The 18,920-nt window shown below is 47.2% G+C and carries 18 protein-coding genes, 2 tRNA genes and 1 pseudogene; 11 read left to right on the top strand and 10 right to left on the bottom strand.

The genetic code is table 11. The features are described 5' to 3' along the window. The first annotated feature begins 134 nt into the window (after window positions 1-134). The 3 genes from A5320_RS19695 to A5320_RS19685 are packed head-to-tail and all read left to right on the top strand — an operon-like array spanning window position 135 to window position 3,899. Entirely contained in the window at window positions 135-1,433 is a 1,299-nt protein-coding gene (locus A5320_RS19695; protein ID WP_197490211.1) for a sensor domain-containing diguanylate cyclase, read from the top strand. Further along, entirely contained in the window at window positions 1,423-3,390 is a 1,968-nt protein-coding gene (locus A5320_RS19690; protein WP_068069291.1) for a TonB-dependent receptor plug domain-containing protein, read from the top strand. The genes A5320_RS19695 and A5320_RS19690 overlap by 11 nt, the downstream gene beginning before the upstream one ends. Next, a complete protein-coding gene (locus A5320_RS19685; protein WP_068069284.1) occupies window positions 3,387-3,899 on the top strand; it encodes a YfiR family protein in 513 nt (170 codons plus the stop codon). Before A5320_RS19690 ends, A5320_RS19685 begins: the two co-directional genes overlap by 4 nt. Before the next feature lie 81 nt (window positions 3,900-3,980). Here the strand turns inward: A5320_RS19685 and A5320_RS19680 are convergent, their stop codons facing one another. The 6 genes from A5320_RS19680 to thrS form a co-directional block, all read right to left on the bottom strand. Next, window positions 3,981-4,589, bottom strand: a complete 609-nt coding sequence (locus A5320_RS19680; RefSeq protein ID WP_068069281.1) for a LysE family translocator — start codon at window positions 4,587-4,589, stop codon at window positions 3,981-3,983. 142 nt (window positions 4,590-4,731) lie between these two features. Beyond that, window positions 4,732-5,553: a substrate-binding periplasmic protein gene (locus tag A5320_RS19675; RefSeq protein ID WP_197490209.1), complete on the bottom strand. Its 822-nt coding sequence runs from the start codon at window positions 5,551-5,553 to the stop codon at window positions 4,732-4,734. Window positions 5,554-5,783: 230 nt separating this feature from the next. After that, a complete protein-coding gene (gene rplT / locus A5320_RS19670; RefSeq protein ID WP_068069276.1) occupies window positions 5,784-6,143 on the bottom strand; it encodes a 50S ribosomal protein L20 in 360 nt (119 codons plus the stop codon). A gap of 16 nt (window positions 6,144-6,159) precedes the next feature. Beyond that, complete coding sequence (rpmI, locus tag A5320_RS19665; protein WP_068069322.1) at window positions 6,160-6,357, bottom strand: 50S ribosomal protein L35; 198 nt, start codon at window positions 6,355-6,357, stop codon at window positions 6,160-6,162. A 104-nt stretch (window positions 6,358-6,461) separates the two neighbouring features. Further along, the gene (infC, locus tag A5320_RS19660; RefSeq protein ID WP_269454662.1) at window positions 6,462-7,019 is read right to left on the bottom strand and encodes a translation initiation factor IF-3; all 558 of its coding nucleotides are present in this window, start codon (window positions 7,017-7,019) and stop codon (window positions 6,462-6,464) included. 12 nt (window positions 7,020-7,031) lie between these two features. After that, window positions 7,032-8,942 (bottom strand): threonine--tRNA ligase, encoded by a 1,911-nt coding sequence (gene thrS / locus A5320_RS19655; RefSeq protein ID WP_068069273.1) that lies wholly within the window; start codon window positions 8,940-8,942, stop codon window positions 7,032-7,034. Between the two features lie 313 nt (window positions 8,943-9,255). Here thrS and A5320_RS19650 point away from each other — a divergent pair, with 313 nt between their 5' ends. The 4 genes from A5320_RS19650 to A5320_RS19635 all read left to right on the top strand — a co-directional run bounded on the left by A5320_RS19650 (window position 9,256) and on the right by A5320_RS19635 (window position 11,860). Beyond that, window positions 9,256-10,116 (top strand): fructosamine kinase family protein, encoded by an 861-nt coding sequence (locus tag A5320_RS19650; RefSeq protein WP_068069270.1) that lies wholly within the window; start codon window positions 9,256-9,258, stop codon window positions 10,114-10,116. A 29-nt stretch (window positions 10,117-10,145) separates the two neighbouring features. Next, a complete protein-coding gene (gene hxpB, locus A5320_RS19645) occupies window positions 10,146-10,796 on the top strand; it encodes a hexitol phosphatase HxpB (protein ID WP_068069267.1) in 651 nt (216 codons plus the stop codon). Next, window positions 10,793-11,596 carry a pteridine reductase gene (locus A5320_RS19640; protein WP_068069266.1) on the top strand — a complete coding sequence of 268 codons (804 nt, stop codon included), beginning with the start codon at window positions 10,793-10,795 and terminating at the stop codon, window positions 11,594-11,596. Before hxpB ends, A5320_RS19640 begins: the two co-directional genes overlap by 4 nt. 63 nt (window positions 11,597-11,659) lie before the next feature. Then, window positions 11,660-11,860 (top strand): CPXCG motif-containing cysteine-rich protein, encoded by a 201-nt coding sequence (locus tag A5320_RS19635; protein WP_068069263.1) that lies wholly within the window; start codon window positions 11,660-11,662, stop codon window positions 11,858-11,860. Window positions 11,861-11,875: 15 nt separating this feature from the next. Here A5320_RS19635 and A5320_RS19630 read toward each other — a convergent pair whose 3' ends face one another. Next, complete coding sequence (locus A5320_RS19630) at window positions 11,876-12,511, bottom strand: riboflavin synthase (RefSeq protein ID WP_068069260.1); 636 nt, start codon at window positions 12,509-12,511, stop codon at window positions 11,876-11,878. A 102-nt stretch (window positions 12,512-12,613) separates the two neighbouring features. Between A5320_RS19630 and A5320_RS19625 the strand changes: the two genes are divergently transcribed. From A5320_RS19625 to A5320_RS19610, 4 genes are all read left to right on the top strand, one after another. Then, window positions 12,614-13,987, top strand: a complete 1,374-nt coding sequence (locus A5320_RS19625; RefSeq protein WP_068069257.1) for an MATE family efflux transporter — start codon at window positions 12,614-12,616, stop codon at window positions 13,985-13,987. Next, the gene (locus tag A5320_RS19620) at window positions 13,959-15,044 is read left to right on the top strand and encodes a DUF3080 family protein (protein WP_082971927.1); all 1,086 of its coding nucleotides are present in this window, start codon (window positions 13,959-13,961) and stop codon (window positions 15,042-15,044) included. The genes A5320_RS19625 and A5320_RS19620 overlap by 29 nt, the downstream gene beginning before the upstream one ends. A 148-nt stretch (window positions 15,045-15,192) precedes the next feature. Beyond that, window positions 15,193-15,269, top strand: a tRNA-Val gene (locus tag A5320_RS19615). A gap of 66 nt (window positions 15,270-15,335) precedes the next feature. After that, window positions 15,336-15,412: transfer RNA gene (locus A5320_RS19610), tRNA-Val, on the top strand. A 700-nt stretch (window positions 15,413-16,112) separates the two neighbouring features. Here the strand turns inward: A5320_RS19610 and A5320_RS19605 are convergent. The 3 genes and pseudogenes from A5320_RS19605 to A5320_RS22055 form a co-directional block, all read right to left on the bottom strand. Then, window positions 16,113-16,922 carry a 4'-phosphopantetheinyl transferase family protein gene (locus A5320_RS19605; protein WP_068069254.1) on the bottom strand — a complete coding sequence of 270 codons (810 nt, stop codon included), beginning with the start codon at window positions 16,920-16,922 and terminating at the stop codon, window positions 16,113-16,115. Window positions 16,923-17,195: 273 nt separating this feature from the next. After that, a pseudogene (locus tag A5320_RS21820) lies at window positions 17,196-17,384 on the bottom strand (IS3 family transposase); the annotation flags it as partial. Window positions 17,385-18,605: 1,221 nt separating this feature from the next. Then, window positions 18,606-18,764: a hypothetical protein gene (locus A5320_RS22055; protein WP_157606123.1), complete on the bottom strand. Its 159-nt coding sequence runs from the start codon at window positions 18,762-18,764 to the stop codon at window positions 18,606-18,608. Between the last annotated feature and the right edge of the window lie 156 nt (window positions 18,765-18,920).

Genomic DNA, 18,920 nt, shown 5'->3' with positions numbered 1-18,920 from the left:
CGGACTCGCCCTGCTTCAGAAAATAATTAATAAAATCCTCGCTATATTATCGCAAGCAGCTATAAAAAATAAGACTTCTCAGCTTTTGTGTCGGTGGCAACGCCGTCAAATGTCCGGATAAGGCGACCCAGTAAGTGACGCAACCCAGTATTCTGACACCAAAACACAAAACAGATTTACCCGATTCTCTGGTCGTCAGACTGACACGCGTCAATAACGGTATTCTGGCGCTGACCCTGTCCTTTACCTTCACCGCCATGGCTGCAACTTTGTGGTTCGGATCAATCTCACATCAACAGAATAATGCGCTGGCCAGTGCGCAAGTTCTTGGCAGCAGCATAGCAGCGGCATTGGTATTCAACGACACAAAATCGGCGCAGCAAGAACTGCAAACCTTCAGCCGGGGAACTGATTTGCTGGCCGTACAAGTACTGCAAAACGACCAGACGCTGTTTGTGCAGTGGCAGCAACCGGACTTGCCACAGACATTAACGCCGCCGGCTATCTGGCCACAAAAAGTTAATGTGGTCTCAGGATGGCAACAATATCAAATTCAGTTACCCATTATGTTTAAGCAAGAGCTGGTAGGACTGCTTTTGGTACAACTCAGTCTGAAAAATTTACAACATCAGGTGATGGCACTTATCGCACTGATGGCGCTGATCACATTATTGATGTTGGCGCTGGCCAGCAGAGGATTACGGCTGGTGCAAAAACGGGTGTTATCGCCTATCGTTGAGCTGGCAGCACTGGCAGAGCAGGCCGCGCGGGATAATGACTATAGCGTACGAGGAGTCGTCAGACGAAACGATGAAGTTGGTCGGCTGACCGAGCGGATCAATGAGTTATTTACTCAGGTTGCCGCCAATCAGTTTTGGCTGAAACAACAGCTGGCTGATGAGCGTCAAACCGGACAGCAATTAAAACAACTGGCCCATCATGACAGTCTGACCGGACTGCCCAACCGGTTATATTTCCAGCAGCAACTAAGCTCATCGATACAACAAGCTCTGCAACACCAGAAAATAATGGCGTTAATGTTTATCGACTTAGATAACTTTAAAACGGTGAATGACAGTTTTGGCCACGATTATGGTGACGAGGTATTACAGATGGTATCCACCAGGATGCAGCAGGTTCTGCGCGAGCACGATGTGTTGTGCAGGTTAGGCGGTGATGAATTTGCGGTGCTGCTGACCGAACTTGGTGATATCCGGCACGCAGAATCACTGGCTGATCGCCTGATTGCCGCTGTACGTCAACCGATGTTCATTCGCGAACAGCTGATGCCGGTCGGCGCGACAATCGGCCTCGCCTTCTGCCCACTGGATGCTGCAGAACCCGCCATGCTGCTGCAAAAAGCAGATGAAGCGATGTACGCCGCAAAACGTGCCGGAAAAAACACCTTTCGCCGGGTGCAAGATGCACCATAACACCATGGTCCTACTGACTCTGTGCTGTTGTTTTTCAGTATTGGCGCAGCAGCAGACCGAGCCGCAAACATCCGAACCAAGCTTGGAAGCATTGCTGCGGACACCGTTAAACGCCGTGCCGCGGGATGTGGAAATCACCACGGCTAGCCGCACCCAACAAAGCGCTGACTCGGCACCGGCTATCACCTATCTGGTCACCAGTCAGGACATCCGGCTATATCAGATGCGGACACTGGCCGAAGTGCTGCAGCTGATGCCGGGAATACACATTACCAGCGATGGCGGATTTAATTACATCGGCGTGCGGGGTTTAGGTCGTCACGCCGATTTTAATTCAAGATTGTTGTTTTTAATTGATGGCGTGCGTGCAAACGACAATATCGGCGATGCCATGCTGGTTGGGACGGATGCAATGATTGATGTTGAATCGATCGAAAGGGTTGAATTTACCCCAGGCCCGGGTTCTGCACTTTACGGCAACAATGCATTTTTTGGTGTGCTCAATATAGTGACCAAAGGTGTCAGCAGATTACATGGTGTAGCGCTGTCGCTGCAGCTAGACAGCCTTCAGCAGCAACAATTCAGACTGAATGTGGCGCATCGCGAGTACGCAAGTTGGGAAAGCTGGTTCAGTGCCAGCGTGAACGAACGCCCTAATATCCCGCTGACTTATCCTGCCCCGGCTGAATTGACCGACCTGCTGCAGTCCCGGAATCACGAAGATTTTTATCGCCTGCAAGCCGGCTTTAAAAGTTCAGGCTGGCTGTGGCAAGGGGCATTCAATCATCGGAAACTAACCATTCCCGTGGGCTTGAACGAACATTTCACACCTGAATTGAGCAACATTTCAGATCGCAATTATTTCTACCGGCTCAGTAAAAAATTCACCTTCTCGCCTGAATGGGAACTTGACGCCAAACTGAGTCAAAGCGGACTTGGTTTTCAAAGGTTACAACCTTATCGGGATCCCGCGTTACAGCGGTTTGTATCGGACACCAGGATGGACGGACGTTGGCAGCATCTTGAACTCCAACTGATCAATCGTAGCTTTGCCGGGCATTTGTTGATGACAGGTATCGAGCATCAACAGGATGTGCTGCAACAAATTACCGTCGGCAATGAAGGTTTTCCACCAGCTTTTACCTTTATTGGCAATAATCATCGAACGGGCATTTTTTTGCAGGACTTATGGCAATTGCTGCCAGAACATACGCTAGTGCTGGGTGCGCGCTTTGATGACAGTGAAACCGGCCCTGCGATCACCACGCCAAGAGTGGCCTGGATTTGGCAAACCAACGCCGATATGACGTTTAAACTGATGCATGGCAGTGCGTTTCGGGTCGCCAATCTGAATGAATTCAGTACCAATGCTCTCACCATTTACCCTATCCCTTCGGAGGAAAAAATAGAAACGACTGAGCTGGCCTGGCAACATTATCTGACGTCGCAGTTTCAATATCGAGTGTCATTTTTTCAATCGCACATCACTGATTTAATCGAGCTAGACCCATTTACCGGTATTTTTGTCAACGGCAGCGACTTACGAAGTCATGGTCTGGATGCCGGAATTGAATATAGGGGAAGTCAGCAACAGCAGCTCAGACTGAATTGGTCATGGCAGCGAACCCGTTATCAGCAACAGACGAAATTACTGGAAAACTCACCGTCACATCTGCTGAACTTTCTATACAACCAACCTCTTTTTAACCCCAGCTTTATTTTCAGCTGGCAAACCCGGGCGGTCAGTAAACGCGAAACCTTGCTGGAAAAATTTCCGGGCTACGTACTGCATAATGCAAATCTGCTATGGCAACTGTCGGATGAACTGGAGGTGAGCTTTGGTGTACATAACCTGACACAGACTCGTTATTATGATCAGCCGAGCCTGATTGCGCCGCCGATCCAAAATGTCGACCGGACAGTCCGCATCGCCCTGCAGTGGAGACTGGGCCAATGAAGTGGCTGCTGCAGTTCTACTGTTTATTCAGCTGCTTGTCCGGTTGTTTCCCGGTGATGGCGGTTGAACCGGACATGCTGCTCAAGGCCAGATTCGTAGCACGCTTTGTACAACTGACCGAATGGCCTCCGCCACCACCTGCACAATTTCGTTATTGTGTTGCCGGTAATACACCGTTGCTGCAAGCGTTACAGCAGACAAAGCTGTATAGCTCACAAGGCGAGCCGCTGCAGATTGAACCCATCGAGCAACCGATACAAGCGTTAACCTGCCAACTTTTAATTCTGAGCCTGGATCAACACGCTGAGCTCAGCCGCTGGCAACAGCAGTTGATGCGAACGCCAGTATTGGTGATTACCGATAATAGCGAAGCCTTTCATAGCCTGGCCGTCATCGGTTTAATCACCGAACCAGATGGCATCAGTTTTCGCATCAATTATAGTTTGGCACAACAGCGGGGCCTCAAACTGAGCTCGCAATTGTTGAAGCTGGCCAGGGAGGTCATCTAACAACGAGCCTGTTCCGGACAAAAACACGCTGAAAGATCAGCCCTCGCTAAAATGGCTTACACTCCAGGCTGTAGGTTTACCTCAGTGCCACGGCCACATCTCGTAGATGACAGGTATGACCGAAGCAATCAGCAATAAGCCCATACTGATATTAAAAATCCGCTGCGGCAGCGGCTTGGCCAATAACGGCCGCAGAATGGCACCAAATACCAGCCAGGTACCTACACAAGGGAAACTCAGCAGTAAAAATGCCGCAGTAATTTGCAATACATCGTAATAAAAGGTCCCCGCCAGCGACGTAAATGCAGCAATAGCACCTGATGCCATTACCCAGGCTTTCCCATTCACCCACTGAAACAACGCAGCCTGCCAGAATGTGAGCGGTGGCCGTTTTACCCCATCTACGCTGCCGGGTGCACTGCTGGCAATTCGCCACGCTAACCAAATCAGATAAATGATGCCCAGAATTTTAATGATCAAATGCAGCCAGGGGTATTGCTGAAATACCACCCCAAAGCCAATACCAACCAGCAGCACCATGGTTGGAAATCCCAGGCAAATGCCGAGCAAATGCGGCACGCTGGCTTTAATGCCGTAATTCACGCCGGACGACATGATCATAATATTGTTCGGGGCAAGCGTGATAGTACTGGAAAAAGCAAAAAACAATACGGCAAAAAATACGTCCACAGTCAGCCTCGGTTTGATGGTTTGGTTGAATGGTTTGGATGAAAATCAAAGCCTTGCACATCAGAGCACGACAGCCTTCACTTTAAGCTTATGTCGATCGTTGAGGCAATGCCGGCTGTACAGGCCCAGACCAAAATTTCGGTCACTGTTGAGTTTCAAGCCGATGCCAGAGGCTGGTATCGTCAATCGGTGTCAAGGGTGGTAAAAATGGATTTGGCAGTTCAATCAACGTGCGCCGTTCAAGTGCCATCTGGGCTAAATGTTTTTGAAAAAACTGTTGAAACAGAGCCAAAAAACTACCATCGGCCAGTGCTTTGCGCAGGCCAAGTTCAATCGTTGCTGCCAAAGCCAAATTGTCTTGTTTAACAAAAAAATATACCGCGCCAGGGTAATGAATGAGCCAGTCGGTTTCAATCACCAACCCTTGTTGCTGCCAGGTTTGCCTTTCGGCTTCAATTTCCAGTACGCCGCGAGGAATAGCTTCAACACGTCCTTTTAATAACATCTGAAACAAATTTTCGTACTTTGACACTGCCAGGATCGAAAAACGACTGGCACGTAAAATCTCGGTATCGACCCAATCATGCACCTGTGCAAATCTAAGTTGTTGCAAAGCCTTTTTGTCTTTTAACTGGCTGAATTTATGCTGATCAGCGGCGTTAATCAGCAATAAACGATAGCTGCCAAGGCCACGATAGATTGGAATTCGAACAGGTAAATACTGCAGTTCACGCTCTGTCGAAGTCATGGTCCACACCACATCGATACCACCATTTGAGTTCAGCAAATGCAGAGCGCGGCTTTTTGACATAGGTTCAGCCGAAGATTGCAGTTCTGCGTCGACACCCGCTTTATCAAAAGCAAGCTGCAATAATGCAATAGGATATTCGGAACGAAAGTCGCTCATGGTGGCGACTGCCGGATATTTAATGATGAGCGGTTGTGCAAAGAGTGGTAACAGCATAAAGCCAACCATCCATGTCAAGAGTAAGGCCAGACATCGCCTCATCACAGATCCTTCTCTATTTTGGGTAAAGAAAGTGTAGCAAATTACCGGACTATCACAACGTGAGTTTCGACGGGACAAGGCGCAACGGCGACGAATGAGTGGCTAGCGGACAAACACTGAAAATTTTGATTGAGGTTTAAAAAACAAAAAAGGCAGCCGGAGCTGCCTTTTTAAACTACTTAAAATTAAGCAGTTAAAGCTTGTTTCGCTTTAGACACCAGGGCAGCGAATGCACCTTTGTCATATACAGCGATGTCAGCCAGAATTTTACGGTCGATTTCAACAGATGCTCTTTTCAGACCATCGATGAAACGGCTGTAAGATAAACCGTTTTGACGTGAAGCAGCGTTAATACGCGCGATCCACAGTTGACGGAATTGACGTTTACGTTGACGACGGTCACGGTAAGCGTATTGGCCGGCTTTGATAACTGCTTGGAAAGCTACACGATAAACACGGCTACGGGCACCGTAGTAACCTTTAGCCTGGTTTAATACCTTCTTGTGACGCGCACGTGCGGTCACACCACGTTTTACTCTTGGCATTTAAAATCTCCTAATATTATGCGTATGGCAAGCAGCGAGCGATACCAGCGACGTCAACTTTTGCAACTAACGTTTTTGGACCTAACTGACGCTTACGCTTAGAAGACTTCTTCGTCAGGATGTGGCGAAGATGTGATTGCTTACGTTTAAAACCACCAGAAGCGGTCTTTTTAAAGCGCTTTGCAGCACCTTTGTTGGTTTTCATCTTAGGCATAGTTAAAAAACTCGCATTGTTTTGATTACAACGAATAATAAGGCGAAAAGCCACACTCCACTGCGTTACCGCAGCGGAACACGACTTTTACTTGTATGCACTTATTACTTCTTATTTGGGGCCAGCATCATAATCATCTGACGGCCTTCAACCCGACTTGGGAACGATTCACAGATAGCGATATCTGCCATGTCGTCTTTGATCCGGTTTAATACGTCAATACCGATGTCAAGATGCGCCATTTCACGACCACGATAACGCAGTGTTACTTTAGCTTTGTCACCCTCTTCAATGAAGCGACGCAGGTTGCGTAGTTTTACCTGGTAATCGCCTTCATCAGTTCCAGGCCGGAATTTAATTTCCTTGATCTGGATCTGCTTTTGCTTCTTCTTCTGCTCTTTCGCAGCTTTACCCTTTTCGAAGAGGAACTTACCATAGTCCATTAACTTACAAACAGGCGGCTCAGCTGTTGGACTGATTTCTACCAGATCACAACCACCTTCCTCGGCCAATTTAATGGCATCAGCGGTACCTACTACACCTAATTGTTCACCTTCCAGACCAATCAAACGCACTTCGCGGACGTTGATTTCTTCGTTAATACGATTCGGTCTGTTCGTTGGTAACGGTTTCTTTCCTACTTTAATGGTATGTTCCTCCAAGGATTAATATCATCAGACCCGGTCTTTGATTTCTGTGGTCAGTTTTTCAACTAACGCTTGGACAGACATCTTACCTAAGTCTTCGCCTTTGCGTGTTCTTAAGGCTAAATCACCGGCTTCAACTTCTTTGTCACCGACGACAACCAAATAAGGAACACGTGCCAGCGTGTGCTCGCGGATTTTAAAGCCAATCTTCTCATTTCTCAAGTCAGAAGTTGCTCTAATTCCGTGAGATTTGAAAGTTTTTACTAATTCTTTGACATAATCGGCCTGATTATCGGTAATGTTCATTACCACAACCTGAGTTGGCGCCAACCATGCCGGCATTAAACCCGCATATTCTTCAATCAAAATACCGATAAAACGTTCCAGCGAGCCTAAAATAGCACGGTGAATCATCACCGGAACTTGCTTCTCGCCGTTTTCAGCCACATAAGAGGCGCCTAAACGTGCTGGCATTGAAAAATCGAGCTGCACAGTACCACATTGCCACGCTCTGTCCAGACAATCGTGTAAAGTAAATTCGATTTTCGGGCCGTAGAAGGCACCTTCACCGTGTAAATACTCAAATTCGATGCCTTTGCTGGTCAAAACATCGGCCAAAGCTTTTTCGGCTTTGTCCCAAATTTCATCAGAACCAACGCGTTTTTCCGGGCGAGTTGACAGCTTAACGACGATTTTATCAAAACCAAAGGTTTTATAAGTCTCGTACACCATGTCGATACAACCACCGACTTCGGCTTCAATTTGCTCTTCAGTACAGAAGATATGCGCATCATCCTGGGTAAAACCACGCACCCGCATTAAACCGTGTAAAGAACCTGACGGCTCATTGCGGTGACAACAACCAAATTCAGCCATCCGCAGTGGTAAATCACGGTAAGACTTCAGACCCTGATTAAAAATCTGAATATGACCCGGGCAGTTCATCGGCTTAATGGCGTATTCACGTTTTTCCGATTCAGTGGTAAACATGCCGCCAGCAAACTTATCCCAGTGGCCTGATTTTTCCCACAAAGACCGGTCCATCATTAAAGGACCTTTTACTTCGTCATAATCAAATGAACGCAGTTTTTCACGGACATACTTTTCAAGTTCGGTGTAGATAGTCCAGCCATCGTTATGCCAGAACACCATACCTGGCGCTTCTTCTTGCCAGTGGAATAAATCCAGCGCTTTACCGATTTTGCGGTGGTCACGTTTTTCGGCTTCTTCTAACCGGGTTAAATAAGCACCTAACTGCTTTTTATCTGCCCATGCTGTGCCATAAATCCGCTGCAGCATTTTGTTTTTGGAATCGCCACGCCAGTAGGCACCGGCCACTTTCATAATTTTGAAGTGTTGGCAAAAACGCATATTTGGCACGTGTGGACCACGGCACATGTCGACGTATTCTTCGTGATGGTATAAACCCGGCTGGTCGTCTTTGGCGACATTCTGCTCAAGAATTTCCATTTTGTAGCTTTCGCCACGCGCCGCGAAGGTGTCATAGGCTTGTTGCCAGCTGACTTTTTTCTTCACCACGTCATATTCGGTTTTAGCCAGTTGCAGCATACGCTCTTCCAGCGCAGCTAAATCTTCGGTGCTGATTGGGCGGTCTAAATCAACGTCGTAATAAAAACCGTTGTCTATCACCGGACCAATCGCCATTTTGACGTTCGGCCATAATTGTTTGATGGCATGACCTAACAAATGCGCACAAGAGTGGCGCAGAATTTCCAGGCCTGCTTCGTCTTTACTGGTCACAATGGCCAGTTTCACGTCACGGTCGATAATTTCGCAGGCATCAACCAGTACACCGTCGATTTTGCCGGCGATGGTCGCTTTGGCAAGGCCAGGACCGATATCTTTGGCAACATCTAATACAGATAATGGGGCATCAAAAACGCGCTGACTTCCGTCAGGCAGAGTAATAACTGGCATGTCAATTTCCTTACAGTGGTGACCCATACCAAGGGTCACTTGTGAACAATAATGAAGGTGAATGTTTTTTAGCGTTCAACCATACGAACGGTTAAACCAACCCACACGGCGCGTAGCCTATGCCGGTCAACCAAAAAGCGGCGTTATCTTACCCGTTTGTGCGCTTTGCAGGCAACCCTTGTTGCAGGTCTGGGTTGTGGAGCTGAGTTGCAGATCTGGTTGCAAATCGATGCGTCTTGTTCACAAAAGCGGATTTTGTTCCATACTTGATTTATCGCGCCGTTCTGGTCGGCTGCAATCATGGAGCAAGGATATGTGGCAAGCGCTTGCTGAGCAAATCAGCGCAGAATTACAATTCGATTTTCAGATTGAGCATAAACAGCAGTTACCAACCCACTCCGGCAATTTGCTTTATCAAATCCAGGGCCAGGAACAACAGTTTTTCGTCAAACTGAATCAACGTGAAGTGCGCGATAGTTTCGAAACCGAAGCTTTAAGTCTGAACTATATCGCCCAGCGCCATTGCCTGCGCACTCCAAAAGTGATTTGCGCCGGCCAAACCCTGGATAAATCTTTTCTGGTGCTGGAATATTTGCCGCTGAGCAGCGAACATCCGTATGGCTGGCAAGCGCTGGGCCACCAACTGGCGTTTTTGCATCAGGCAGATGATCAAGCCATGTATGGTTTTGACTGGGATAATTATCTGTCTGCAACCATGCAGCCAAATCAGTGGCAAGCCAACTGGTCGAGCTTTTTCTCCGAGCAAAGAATTGGTTGGTTGCTACAACTTCTGGCCGAGCAACAGCAGCATTTCGGCGACATTGACACCATCGTCGAACGAGTAAGGCAGCGTTTGCACGGGCACCAGCCAACGCCGAGCTTGCTGCATGGCGAACTTATCCGCAGCAATATTGGTTTTTTAGGCGAAATTCCGCTGTTATTTGACCCGGCCTGTTATTTTGGTGATCGGGAAACCGATATAGCTTACGCCGATATGTTCAACCCGTTGCCAGCCAGTTTTTTTACCGCTTATAACCAGGTAAATCCGTTGCCGGAGGGTTACCCTGAACGCAAAGATCTTTATAATCTGTACCATCTTTTACACCACGCTTATTTGCGCGGTGGTCGTTATAGCTGGCAGGCCAAAGAATATATTCAGCAACTGCTTCGTTAATTCAGACCAACCGCCCGTTTCGGAGATGTATGTCAGCTGCAGTAATTTTTGATATGGATGGTTTGTTACTGGATTCAGAAGATTTCTGGCAACACGCTGAATTTGAAATGTTTTCGTCTTTAGGTGTACCGCTTAAACCTGAAGATACCGCGCAAACGCTCGGCTGGCGCTGCGACTACGTGGTGCAATATTGGTATTCCAAATTTGCCTGGCAAGGCCCGACTCCGGCTGAAGTGGGTGACGCCATTATTGATAACGTGATTCAGTTGATTATTCAGCACGGTAAATTGATGCCAGGCGCGCGTGAGGCTTTGCGATTAAGCCAAGATTTAGGTTTGCCGACCGCGTTGGCAACTTCATCAAACCATCGGATGATGCTCGCAACTTTAAAACATTTTGATTTGCTGCACTATTTTCAGGCCACTTGTTCCGCCGAATTTTTACCTTTGGCTAAACCACATCCCCAGGTTTACTTAAATGCTGCAGCGGCACTTGGTGTGGAGCCGCAACAATGTGTGGCACTCGAAGACAGTGTGACCGGGGTGATTGCGGCTAAAGCGGCACGGATGCGTTGTATAGCGGTGCCCGAACACGCTAACTTTCATGATGTCCGCTACGGCATTGCCGATCTGAAGTTACCTTCTTTATTGCAGCTTACGGCTGCGGAATTAATCCGATGAGCGAAATTCCAGTGCATTACGGCACATTGTCAGCACCACCTACAAAAGTTGCCCTGGTCACAGGCAGCGCAAAACGACTTGGCCGGGAAATCATCCTTAGGCTACATCAGGCAGGTTTTCGGGTCATCGTACATTGTCGGCAATCAACTGTTGAGGCTCAGCAGCTCTGTCAGCAACTGAATATAATCAGACCAGATTCGGCCTGTTGGCTGCGTGCTGATTTAAACAATGCGCAGGCACTCGGCGAGTTTGCGGCAGCGGTGCCAGGTCAATTTGGACAGCTCGATTTACTCGTCAACAACGCTTCAAGTTTCTACCCAACCCCGGTTGGTACTGCCACTTTAACCCAGTGGGATGATTTATTTGGCAGTAATGTGAAAGCACCATTTTTTTTGACTCAGGCACTGGCACCGGAACTTTACAAACAAAAGGGTTGTGTAATCAATCTGGTAGACATACATGCGGAAAAACCACTGGCGCAACATTCCGTTTATTGTATGGCAAAGGCCGCGCTAGCGATGATGACCAGATCACTGGCACGTGATTTAGCGCCTACAATAAGAGTGAACGGCATTGCGCCTGGCGCTATTTTATGGCCAAGCGAGCAAACAACAGCAGTAATGCCCACGCTGACCGAACAGGATAAAGCCGGTATTCTGGCACAAATCCCGCTTGGTCATTTAGGTCAACCCACAGATATAGCGCAAACGGTATTGTTTCTGGCGACTGCACCTTACATCACTGGCCAAATTCTGGCGGTGGATGGCGGTCGTAGTTTAGGTGGCACCACGAAGGCCTAGCTGCAAAGGTCTGCGACATGTGCTTATAAATCAGAACAACCGCACTGCGCGCTGGAGGCGATGATGGACTTAATTCACAAAACCATTCTCTGCCCATTTTGCGGCCACCCAACACACGTAACTTTGGATGTCAGCGGTGAAGATCAAGACGATATAGAAGATTGCAGCAACTGCTGTAATCCTATTCATATCGTCACGCACAAAGATGACCTGCACAAAAGCGTGCAGGTGTTTGTGGATGCCGAAGATGAGCAGATTTATTAAAAACCACTGACGATTTTATTGTGCTGTAATCAAACCTCGAGCCTGCAGCAAACGTTCGACGGTTTGTACTATGGTGTAACTTTGCTGGTCAATTTCAATGTTGACCTTATCACCACTTTGTCTGCGCCCAAGCGTGGTCACTGCCAAAGTTTCCGGAATAATGTGTAGCCAGAAACGGCCATTCTCAACCGCACCGACGGTCAGGCTAATACCGTCAATCGCAATAAAACCTTTGCTAAAGACGTAAGGATGCCACTCTGTTGCCAGCTGCAACTCCATAGCCCAATTGTGCTCGGTTTCGACAATTTGTAATACTTCAGCTTGGGTCTGAACATGGCCAGACAAAATATGACCACCGAGCTCACTGCCCAGCGTTAACGACCTTTCGAAGTTTACCGCGCTGCCAATGGTTAACTGCCCCAGATTGGTTAAGCGCAACGTTTCATCAATTAAATCAAACTGCACCCAACCAGGCTCGGTTAGCGCATCAAAAGCCGTGACCGTCAGACAAGTGCCGTTAATCGATATACTGGCGCCCTGCTCTAATCTTTGCAAAAACCGACTGGCAACCTGCAATCTGAGTTTTCGAAAACCAGGTCGATCTTCGATCTGGTCGACAATGGCAGTGCTCTGAACTATTCCGGTAAACATCTGTGCCCCTTTTTGTGCTAAATTGCAGTGAGTTTTACGCATCCACGCAGACATTGGATTGTCATGCCGGAAACGTGTTGCATCCTAAGCCTGCGAGTTGCTATGTTACCTTTTTCCCGCTTTGAAGCCAAAACCATCCTGAAACTGTCCGGCCCTATTGTGCTGGCACAACTGACACAAACCATGATGTACGTCATCGATACGCTGATGGCCGGTCGGGTCAGCCCGGTTGATATGGCTGGTATTGCCGTTGCTTCTGCGCTGTGGCTGCCGATTATTCTCACTTTTCAAGGGTTATTGCTGGCGTTGACGCCAATGATTGCCCAGCATTTTGGCGCCGGCCACAAACAACCCATTACCGCGGTGACACTACAGGGCGCATATCTGGCGTTTGCGCTATCAATTTTAATCTTTTTGCTGATGCAGTTTATTGCCATCCCTTTTGGCATGATGGAAATGGACCCACTGCTGCGCGAAAAAGCCCTCGATTACATGGGCTATATCGCCTGGGGTGTGTTTCCGGCGGCCGGTTATATGGTGCTCAGAAACCTGTTTGAAGGCATTGGCTACACCAAGGCGGCAATGTGGATTAGTTTTGTCGGTATTTTGGTGAATATCCCGGCGAACTATGTGTTTATCTACGGTAAACTGGGTATGCCCGCACTCGGCGGCGCTGGCTGTGGTGTAGCAACGTCACTGGTGTTTTTGGCACAATTTATTGCGATTTGTATTTATGCCCTAACCAGTCGGAGAACTGCGCCGTTTCGTGTGGCGCTGCCCAATTACGGTCCGAAGTTCGCGGAAATTTGGCAAATCGTCGCGCTTGGTACCCCAATCGCTTTTTCGATGTTTTTTGAAGTCACTTTATTTGTCTGTATTCCACTGATGATTGTACATTTGGGGCCTATGGTCGTTGCGGCACATCAAATTGCTAATAATTACAGCGCTTTAATTTTTATGTTGCCACTCAGTATGGGGATGGCAACCACCATTCGGGTTGGTCATCTGGCGGGCGCTATGGATGTGCGTGAACTTCGGACGGCTATCAGTACCGCGGTGATTCTGTCCGTCGTGATGGCGTTTGCTATTGCCGGTTTTACTTATGTTACACGTGACTGGGTTGCGTCTTTGTATACCAAGGACCAACTGGTTCTGACGATGGCAAGTTCAATTTTAGTGTTGGCCTGTTTTTATCAAATATCAGACGCAATTCAGGTGGTCTGTAACTGCGCGCTTCGGGGTTTGAAATACACCAAGCCAATATTTTTTATCACTTTTATTGCTTATTGGCCGATTGGATTTGGCCTTGGCACTATCCTCGGCCTGACCGACTGGATCACGCCCAAAATGGGCGCGCATGGTTTTTGGATTGGTATTATCATCGGTTTAACTGTTGCTGCCGTATTGTTGGCATGGCTTCTTCGAAAACAGCTGCGCAAAATTGAACATGGTCAACAACAAGCAACCGCCATTTAGAGAGCCGTGGCCACAGGCATTGCACCGCGTTGGCCCAAACCTACTGCCATTGCTGGCGTTGTTGACGATAACTGCGGTAATAACTGGCTGCAGCCGGATTGATGCTGACACTTTGTTCAGCGACTATCAGCAACGCCTGAGCAGAGTGCTGAATTTACCGCCAGCAGAAGTACAACTAACGGCGCTACCTCCGCTGCCAGCGATCCGCGATCTGATGCACCCTATTTCCGCCAGTCGGTTGAATTTACTGGATTTAGTTGCCTTGCGGCATTGCAACCTGCAAGGATTGGTCGCTGAGCGCAATAACAGCCTTGGCAAAGTGATGAGCAGCGCCAATCTGCTGGGGTATGAGTTACAACTGCTGAATGGACTCATACCTTGCCTGGTGCATCCGGAATTATCCGATTCCCTGAAAGCTGATTTGCAGCAAATTTATATGCAAAAACAACAGCAACTACCGCTGGTGTTACAGAATTTTCTGACCACTGATTTGACCTTGCGCAAACAACTAACCGGTCAACCGCGGTTGCTCGCGCCAGGCGCCAGCAACGCTGTGGCAGAACCTTTGACCGCACTTAAAAATCTCAATTTACTCAAGCAGCATCTGCTGGCGCAAAACGAAACTATCTATCCCACACTGACAGCTTCTTTTATTAATCAGCAGCTTGCTGTACTGCATCACGGCAGTTTTATCGCCGACTGGCAATATAGTTTGCGCCGGAGTAACGCCTGGCTGACGCTGTTGAATCGGCAATTATCATCCCTGCCAGCAGCCAGTCTTTGTAAAAAGCAGGCGAAAGTTGAGATAATGAATACGATCCTGACGCAGATTTTTATCACCAGAGTGCAAAGTTATCTGGCGGAACTGGATGGCATTAGTCATCAACTGGTGCCAGAGCTCACCCTGCTATATCAAGGTACCAAGCTTGCGGACAGCGTGAATGAACGAGCCGTCAAACCGGCGCAGGCGCTACGTGATTTAATGAAACAACATGTCAGCTGGTATCAGCAATTGCAGCAACAATGCCTGCTGATACCTCAAGCACAAAAGACCTGACAGGCGGAAAATTGCTGATTTAGCACAAAATTGCAGCGCTTGAATGACTGCGCGGAAAAATCGCTTGCAATAGCCTGGCAGCGAAAATACTATAGCGCTCGTTGTGAAAATCGCTCCCGTGGCAAGATTGGCAACAAGATTACAAAATGCGTCCTTAGCTCAGTTGGTTAGAGCACCACCTTGACATGGTGGGGGTCGGTGGTTCGAGTCCACTAGGACGCACCAAATTTCAAAACGCCTGTTTTGAAATGGCTGCTTTAAACGGCAGCGTTACACTACACATTCTACAATGCGTCCTTAGCTCAGTTGGTTAGAGCACCACCTTGACATGGTGGGGGTCGGTGGTTCGAGTCCACTAGGACGCACCAATATTTTTCTTGGTACAATTCCCTTTGAAAATTAATATTGTTGCGCTATATCAGTAATTTAGATGCATTAGCAGACTCTATAATACTTGTTTTGACCTCTTCGGCAGTCTATCTTTTGACCTGGTCGGATATGTTAAATCGCGAGATTTTTAGGTTTGGTGCCCAAACAGTGCCCAACGACACCTCATTCATCAATAATCCACAATCAAAATTAACCACCACCTTAACAGGCACCCAATGACGATTTCAGTCATCATTTTAAAACGTCGAACTAGCTTATTAAAATCTTACAAAATGCTGGTGCCCATACTGGGCACCGATTATCACCAATCTACAACAACATTAAATGGTTTTTATTTACTGATGTAAACGTTAGTAACTGAAGCTCCTCTTTCGGCCAAAACAAATCTAAAGGCAAATTCCTACTCGCCCTGGTTGACTTTAATTTACGTTTACTGGTGCGGCTTAGACTGACATATGGTATTTTTACAAAGAAAATCCCTCCATTTTTAACTGCAGTTAAAAATAGAGATTAAGCGGCTATCAATGTATTAGAAATACTCTATTTTTAACGTCAGCTAATTTGAAGGAAGATTACCGCATGTTTCTAACACCGTAGCTAAGTGACCCTCAGCTTTCATCCGAGTCCGCATTTTGCGGTAGATGCTAAGTGTGCGGATCTTGTCGTGCCGTAAAATATTCAACCCCCAATGGACCATCCGTCACTACAAACTAATGTCAAGACGTCGAACTCGCTACAACTGAACCAGCAGTAATAGTCTTGCTGCGGTGCATTAGCTATCACCCAATCAGTCAATAGTCGCAGTTTCAGCCAACCTCCCCGGTATGGCTGTGTTGTATCAGCAGGCCCGGAGCACTCTTTTAGTTCAGCTGATTCAAAACCAAAATATTCGCCCACAAATGGACATATGGCTTTAAACAGCGCTTCTTTGGCAGAAAACAACAAACTAGTTGCCTGTGCGTCGGTGAAACCGGCACTTACCAGTATTTGACGTTCCTCTGAATTATGGATAAATTCTGCAATCTCAATAGATTGCTGTGCAGTGAGCCAAAGTTCCGTATCGACACCGACAAAATTCTTGGCAGATAGCGGTTGGGTAAGCACAACTGCGCATGCTTTTTGTTGATGATGTGTAATAGAACCCGTCACTGTTTTCGGCCAAGTCGGTGCGCGCAGACGGCCGATCCCTAGCTGTGGTGGAGCAGGATTGAATAACCCGCTTTGCTGCATTGCGAGTCGAGCGAGATAGCGCCCAGCGAAGTATTCTGCTTGCCTTTTCGCTACCGCACCTTTAATCGGCGCGGGACAATCAAGCTCTAAATCCGCAAAATCTGTCTGTTGATAAGCTTCTAATGAAAAATTTCCTTGAGCCAAAATCAGCTTTTCCGATGTATCGGAAAATAACTGTATCTGTGAAAGACTAGCGACTTTACTGATTGCCGATGGCAACGCAGATAAAAACGGAAAAGGCGGATCAGATATAACCATTTTACTCAGACATTTAAGTTAAACTTTATTTATATATATCGGCATAAATGTTTTAAATTTGCAATTAAAAAGCTACTTTGGTTACAGTTGATTCTATACAACTCAATTGTCCAGTGATTGAACAATACGTAGCGCCCAACTTTCAATCGACTCAACTGGAATATTTCCAGCCTCTGCTCCTTGGTGCTTGGGATGATTTACACCGATGTGATCTGATCCAATACTTTTGGACACCACGCTAAGTGATCTAATCCACCAACCCTGGACACGCTACTAAGCTATTTTCTTTAACTCATAGTTTTCCATGCTGAGATAGCCGACAGTACTATGCCGTCTGGTTTTGTTGTAATCAACCTCAATGTATTCAAAAACGTGTTGGCGCATTGTTGCCCGATCCATTACCGGCTAGTCTTGCAGTGCATCAACCTTTAATGAATGGAAGAAGCTTTCCACTTCTACATTGACGCTCCCATGTCAAGCTATCATGTTAGTACGGACAGATCTGATACCATTATCGGGTAAAATGTTGCTTACCATTAGCTTTTGGAATGAAAACGCGTCTCGCAGGCATTGGTTGATATTCATCCGACAGTAGCATTAATCTAATGTCCTGGAGGTAACCTTCCAGATTGTCTTGCAAGTACGTTTTGGTTATTCCATCAATGCCAGCTGTATTCAAACCCGATGAAGAAAGTGTGAAATTGGCTGCATGCTGCAACCATATCGGATGACTGATAAGTCGTAACAGCCGATCCACCCGGCGTGTTTTATCCGTCAATGCCCATGTTGCTAATTTGCGTTGCATTTCACTGATTATCAAAGGTCTTCACCCTGTTACGGTCAGATAATTTGCTTGTGCAAATTCATTAAACTGCGCCCCTTCGCCATGTAATGGGCTTTCTCCATCTCAGACTACTATGAACGCTCCACCAACCTGATGGCCATCGAGGTCAGCTCCCTTAGCATGCACATCAAGCCTTCCTCGGTTCATCAATTTGAACTCAAACATGTTGGGGTGGATGCCGATCGCAGTCTTTAACCTTAGCCTGCTGTAAGGTGATGATGCTCAATCGCAGAATTATGATATTGCGTTTGTCCTTTAATAAATGCTTACTTATCATTCATTAAATCGGAGACTGTACTCATACCTGTAGTACTTTCTCGACATCATACTGCCTGTTAATTCGTGTAGGCAGTGGCGACATTTCAGCCCATAGATGCGGGTTAATCGGTTCATGTTCTTCATTCGTCCAACATTCAGCCTAGAGAAGCATCTTGGCTTAACGAATTTGCCTCACTTCCCGTTGTCAGCAGGTTACTTCACCTTATTAGCATACAATAAGTCACCGCTGCTCAGGCTCTGCTACGTGCGTAGCCAAGTAGTGGTGTAAATCAGCTGGCGCCTGCCATTTCATTTACAGATTTCAAATAGACTCGTGGTTCATTTAAGCATTCCTTGCTAGTGCTGAACTCCGAGTACACAATACGTGATATCACCCACCCATTTCTGGTTAGGCGCATCGCTGCTGAAGTCTTGCTCCAGCACGTTTGGCGCCATTGGCAGCTGATGGCCGCTCTAGCGGTGATACTGCCAACCCCGCAAAGTGTTAATAGCGCCTGAGAGGTATTATTCTGTTTGCTCCTACTATCGATACATTTGTTTCGAGCATTAATCCGTTTTTCTTAATCCAGCAGAGTATCGGCAAGCTCAGCAATACTTTGCCGAAACAGCAAAAGTAAGGCTGCATCTTCGGCCACCTCAGGAAATATCTGGGTTAATACAGCACGACTTTGCATGATAACAATATCGAACTCATGCAGATAATTGCGGATTTGGTTCATCAATGAGGTGCGTTTACGGGCCCATTGCCCCGCATGCGATGCATCACCAGAACCGCTTATTGTGATTCAGATTTTACTGAGACAAAGCGTATATTAGGTCTCGCCACTCCTTCACAAATGGCCTCTGCATCATTGGCGTCATTTTTACCGCCACGC

Origin of the sequence: Rheinheimera sp. SA_1, assembly GCF_001669775.1 — a bacterium.
Lineage (GTDB): Bacteria > Pseudomonadota > Gammaproteobacteria > Enterobacterales > Alteromonadaceae > Pararheinheimera.
The sequence above is the reverse complement of the archived record's forward strand: the minus strand, read 5'-3'. Positions and strand labels throughout refer to the sequence as shown.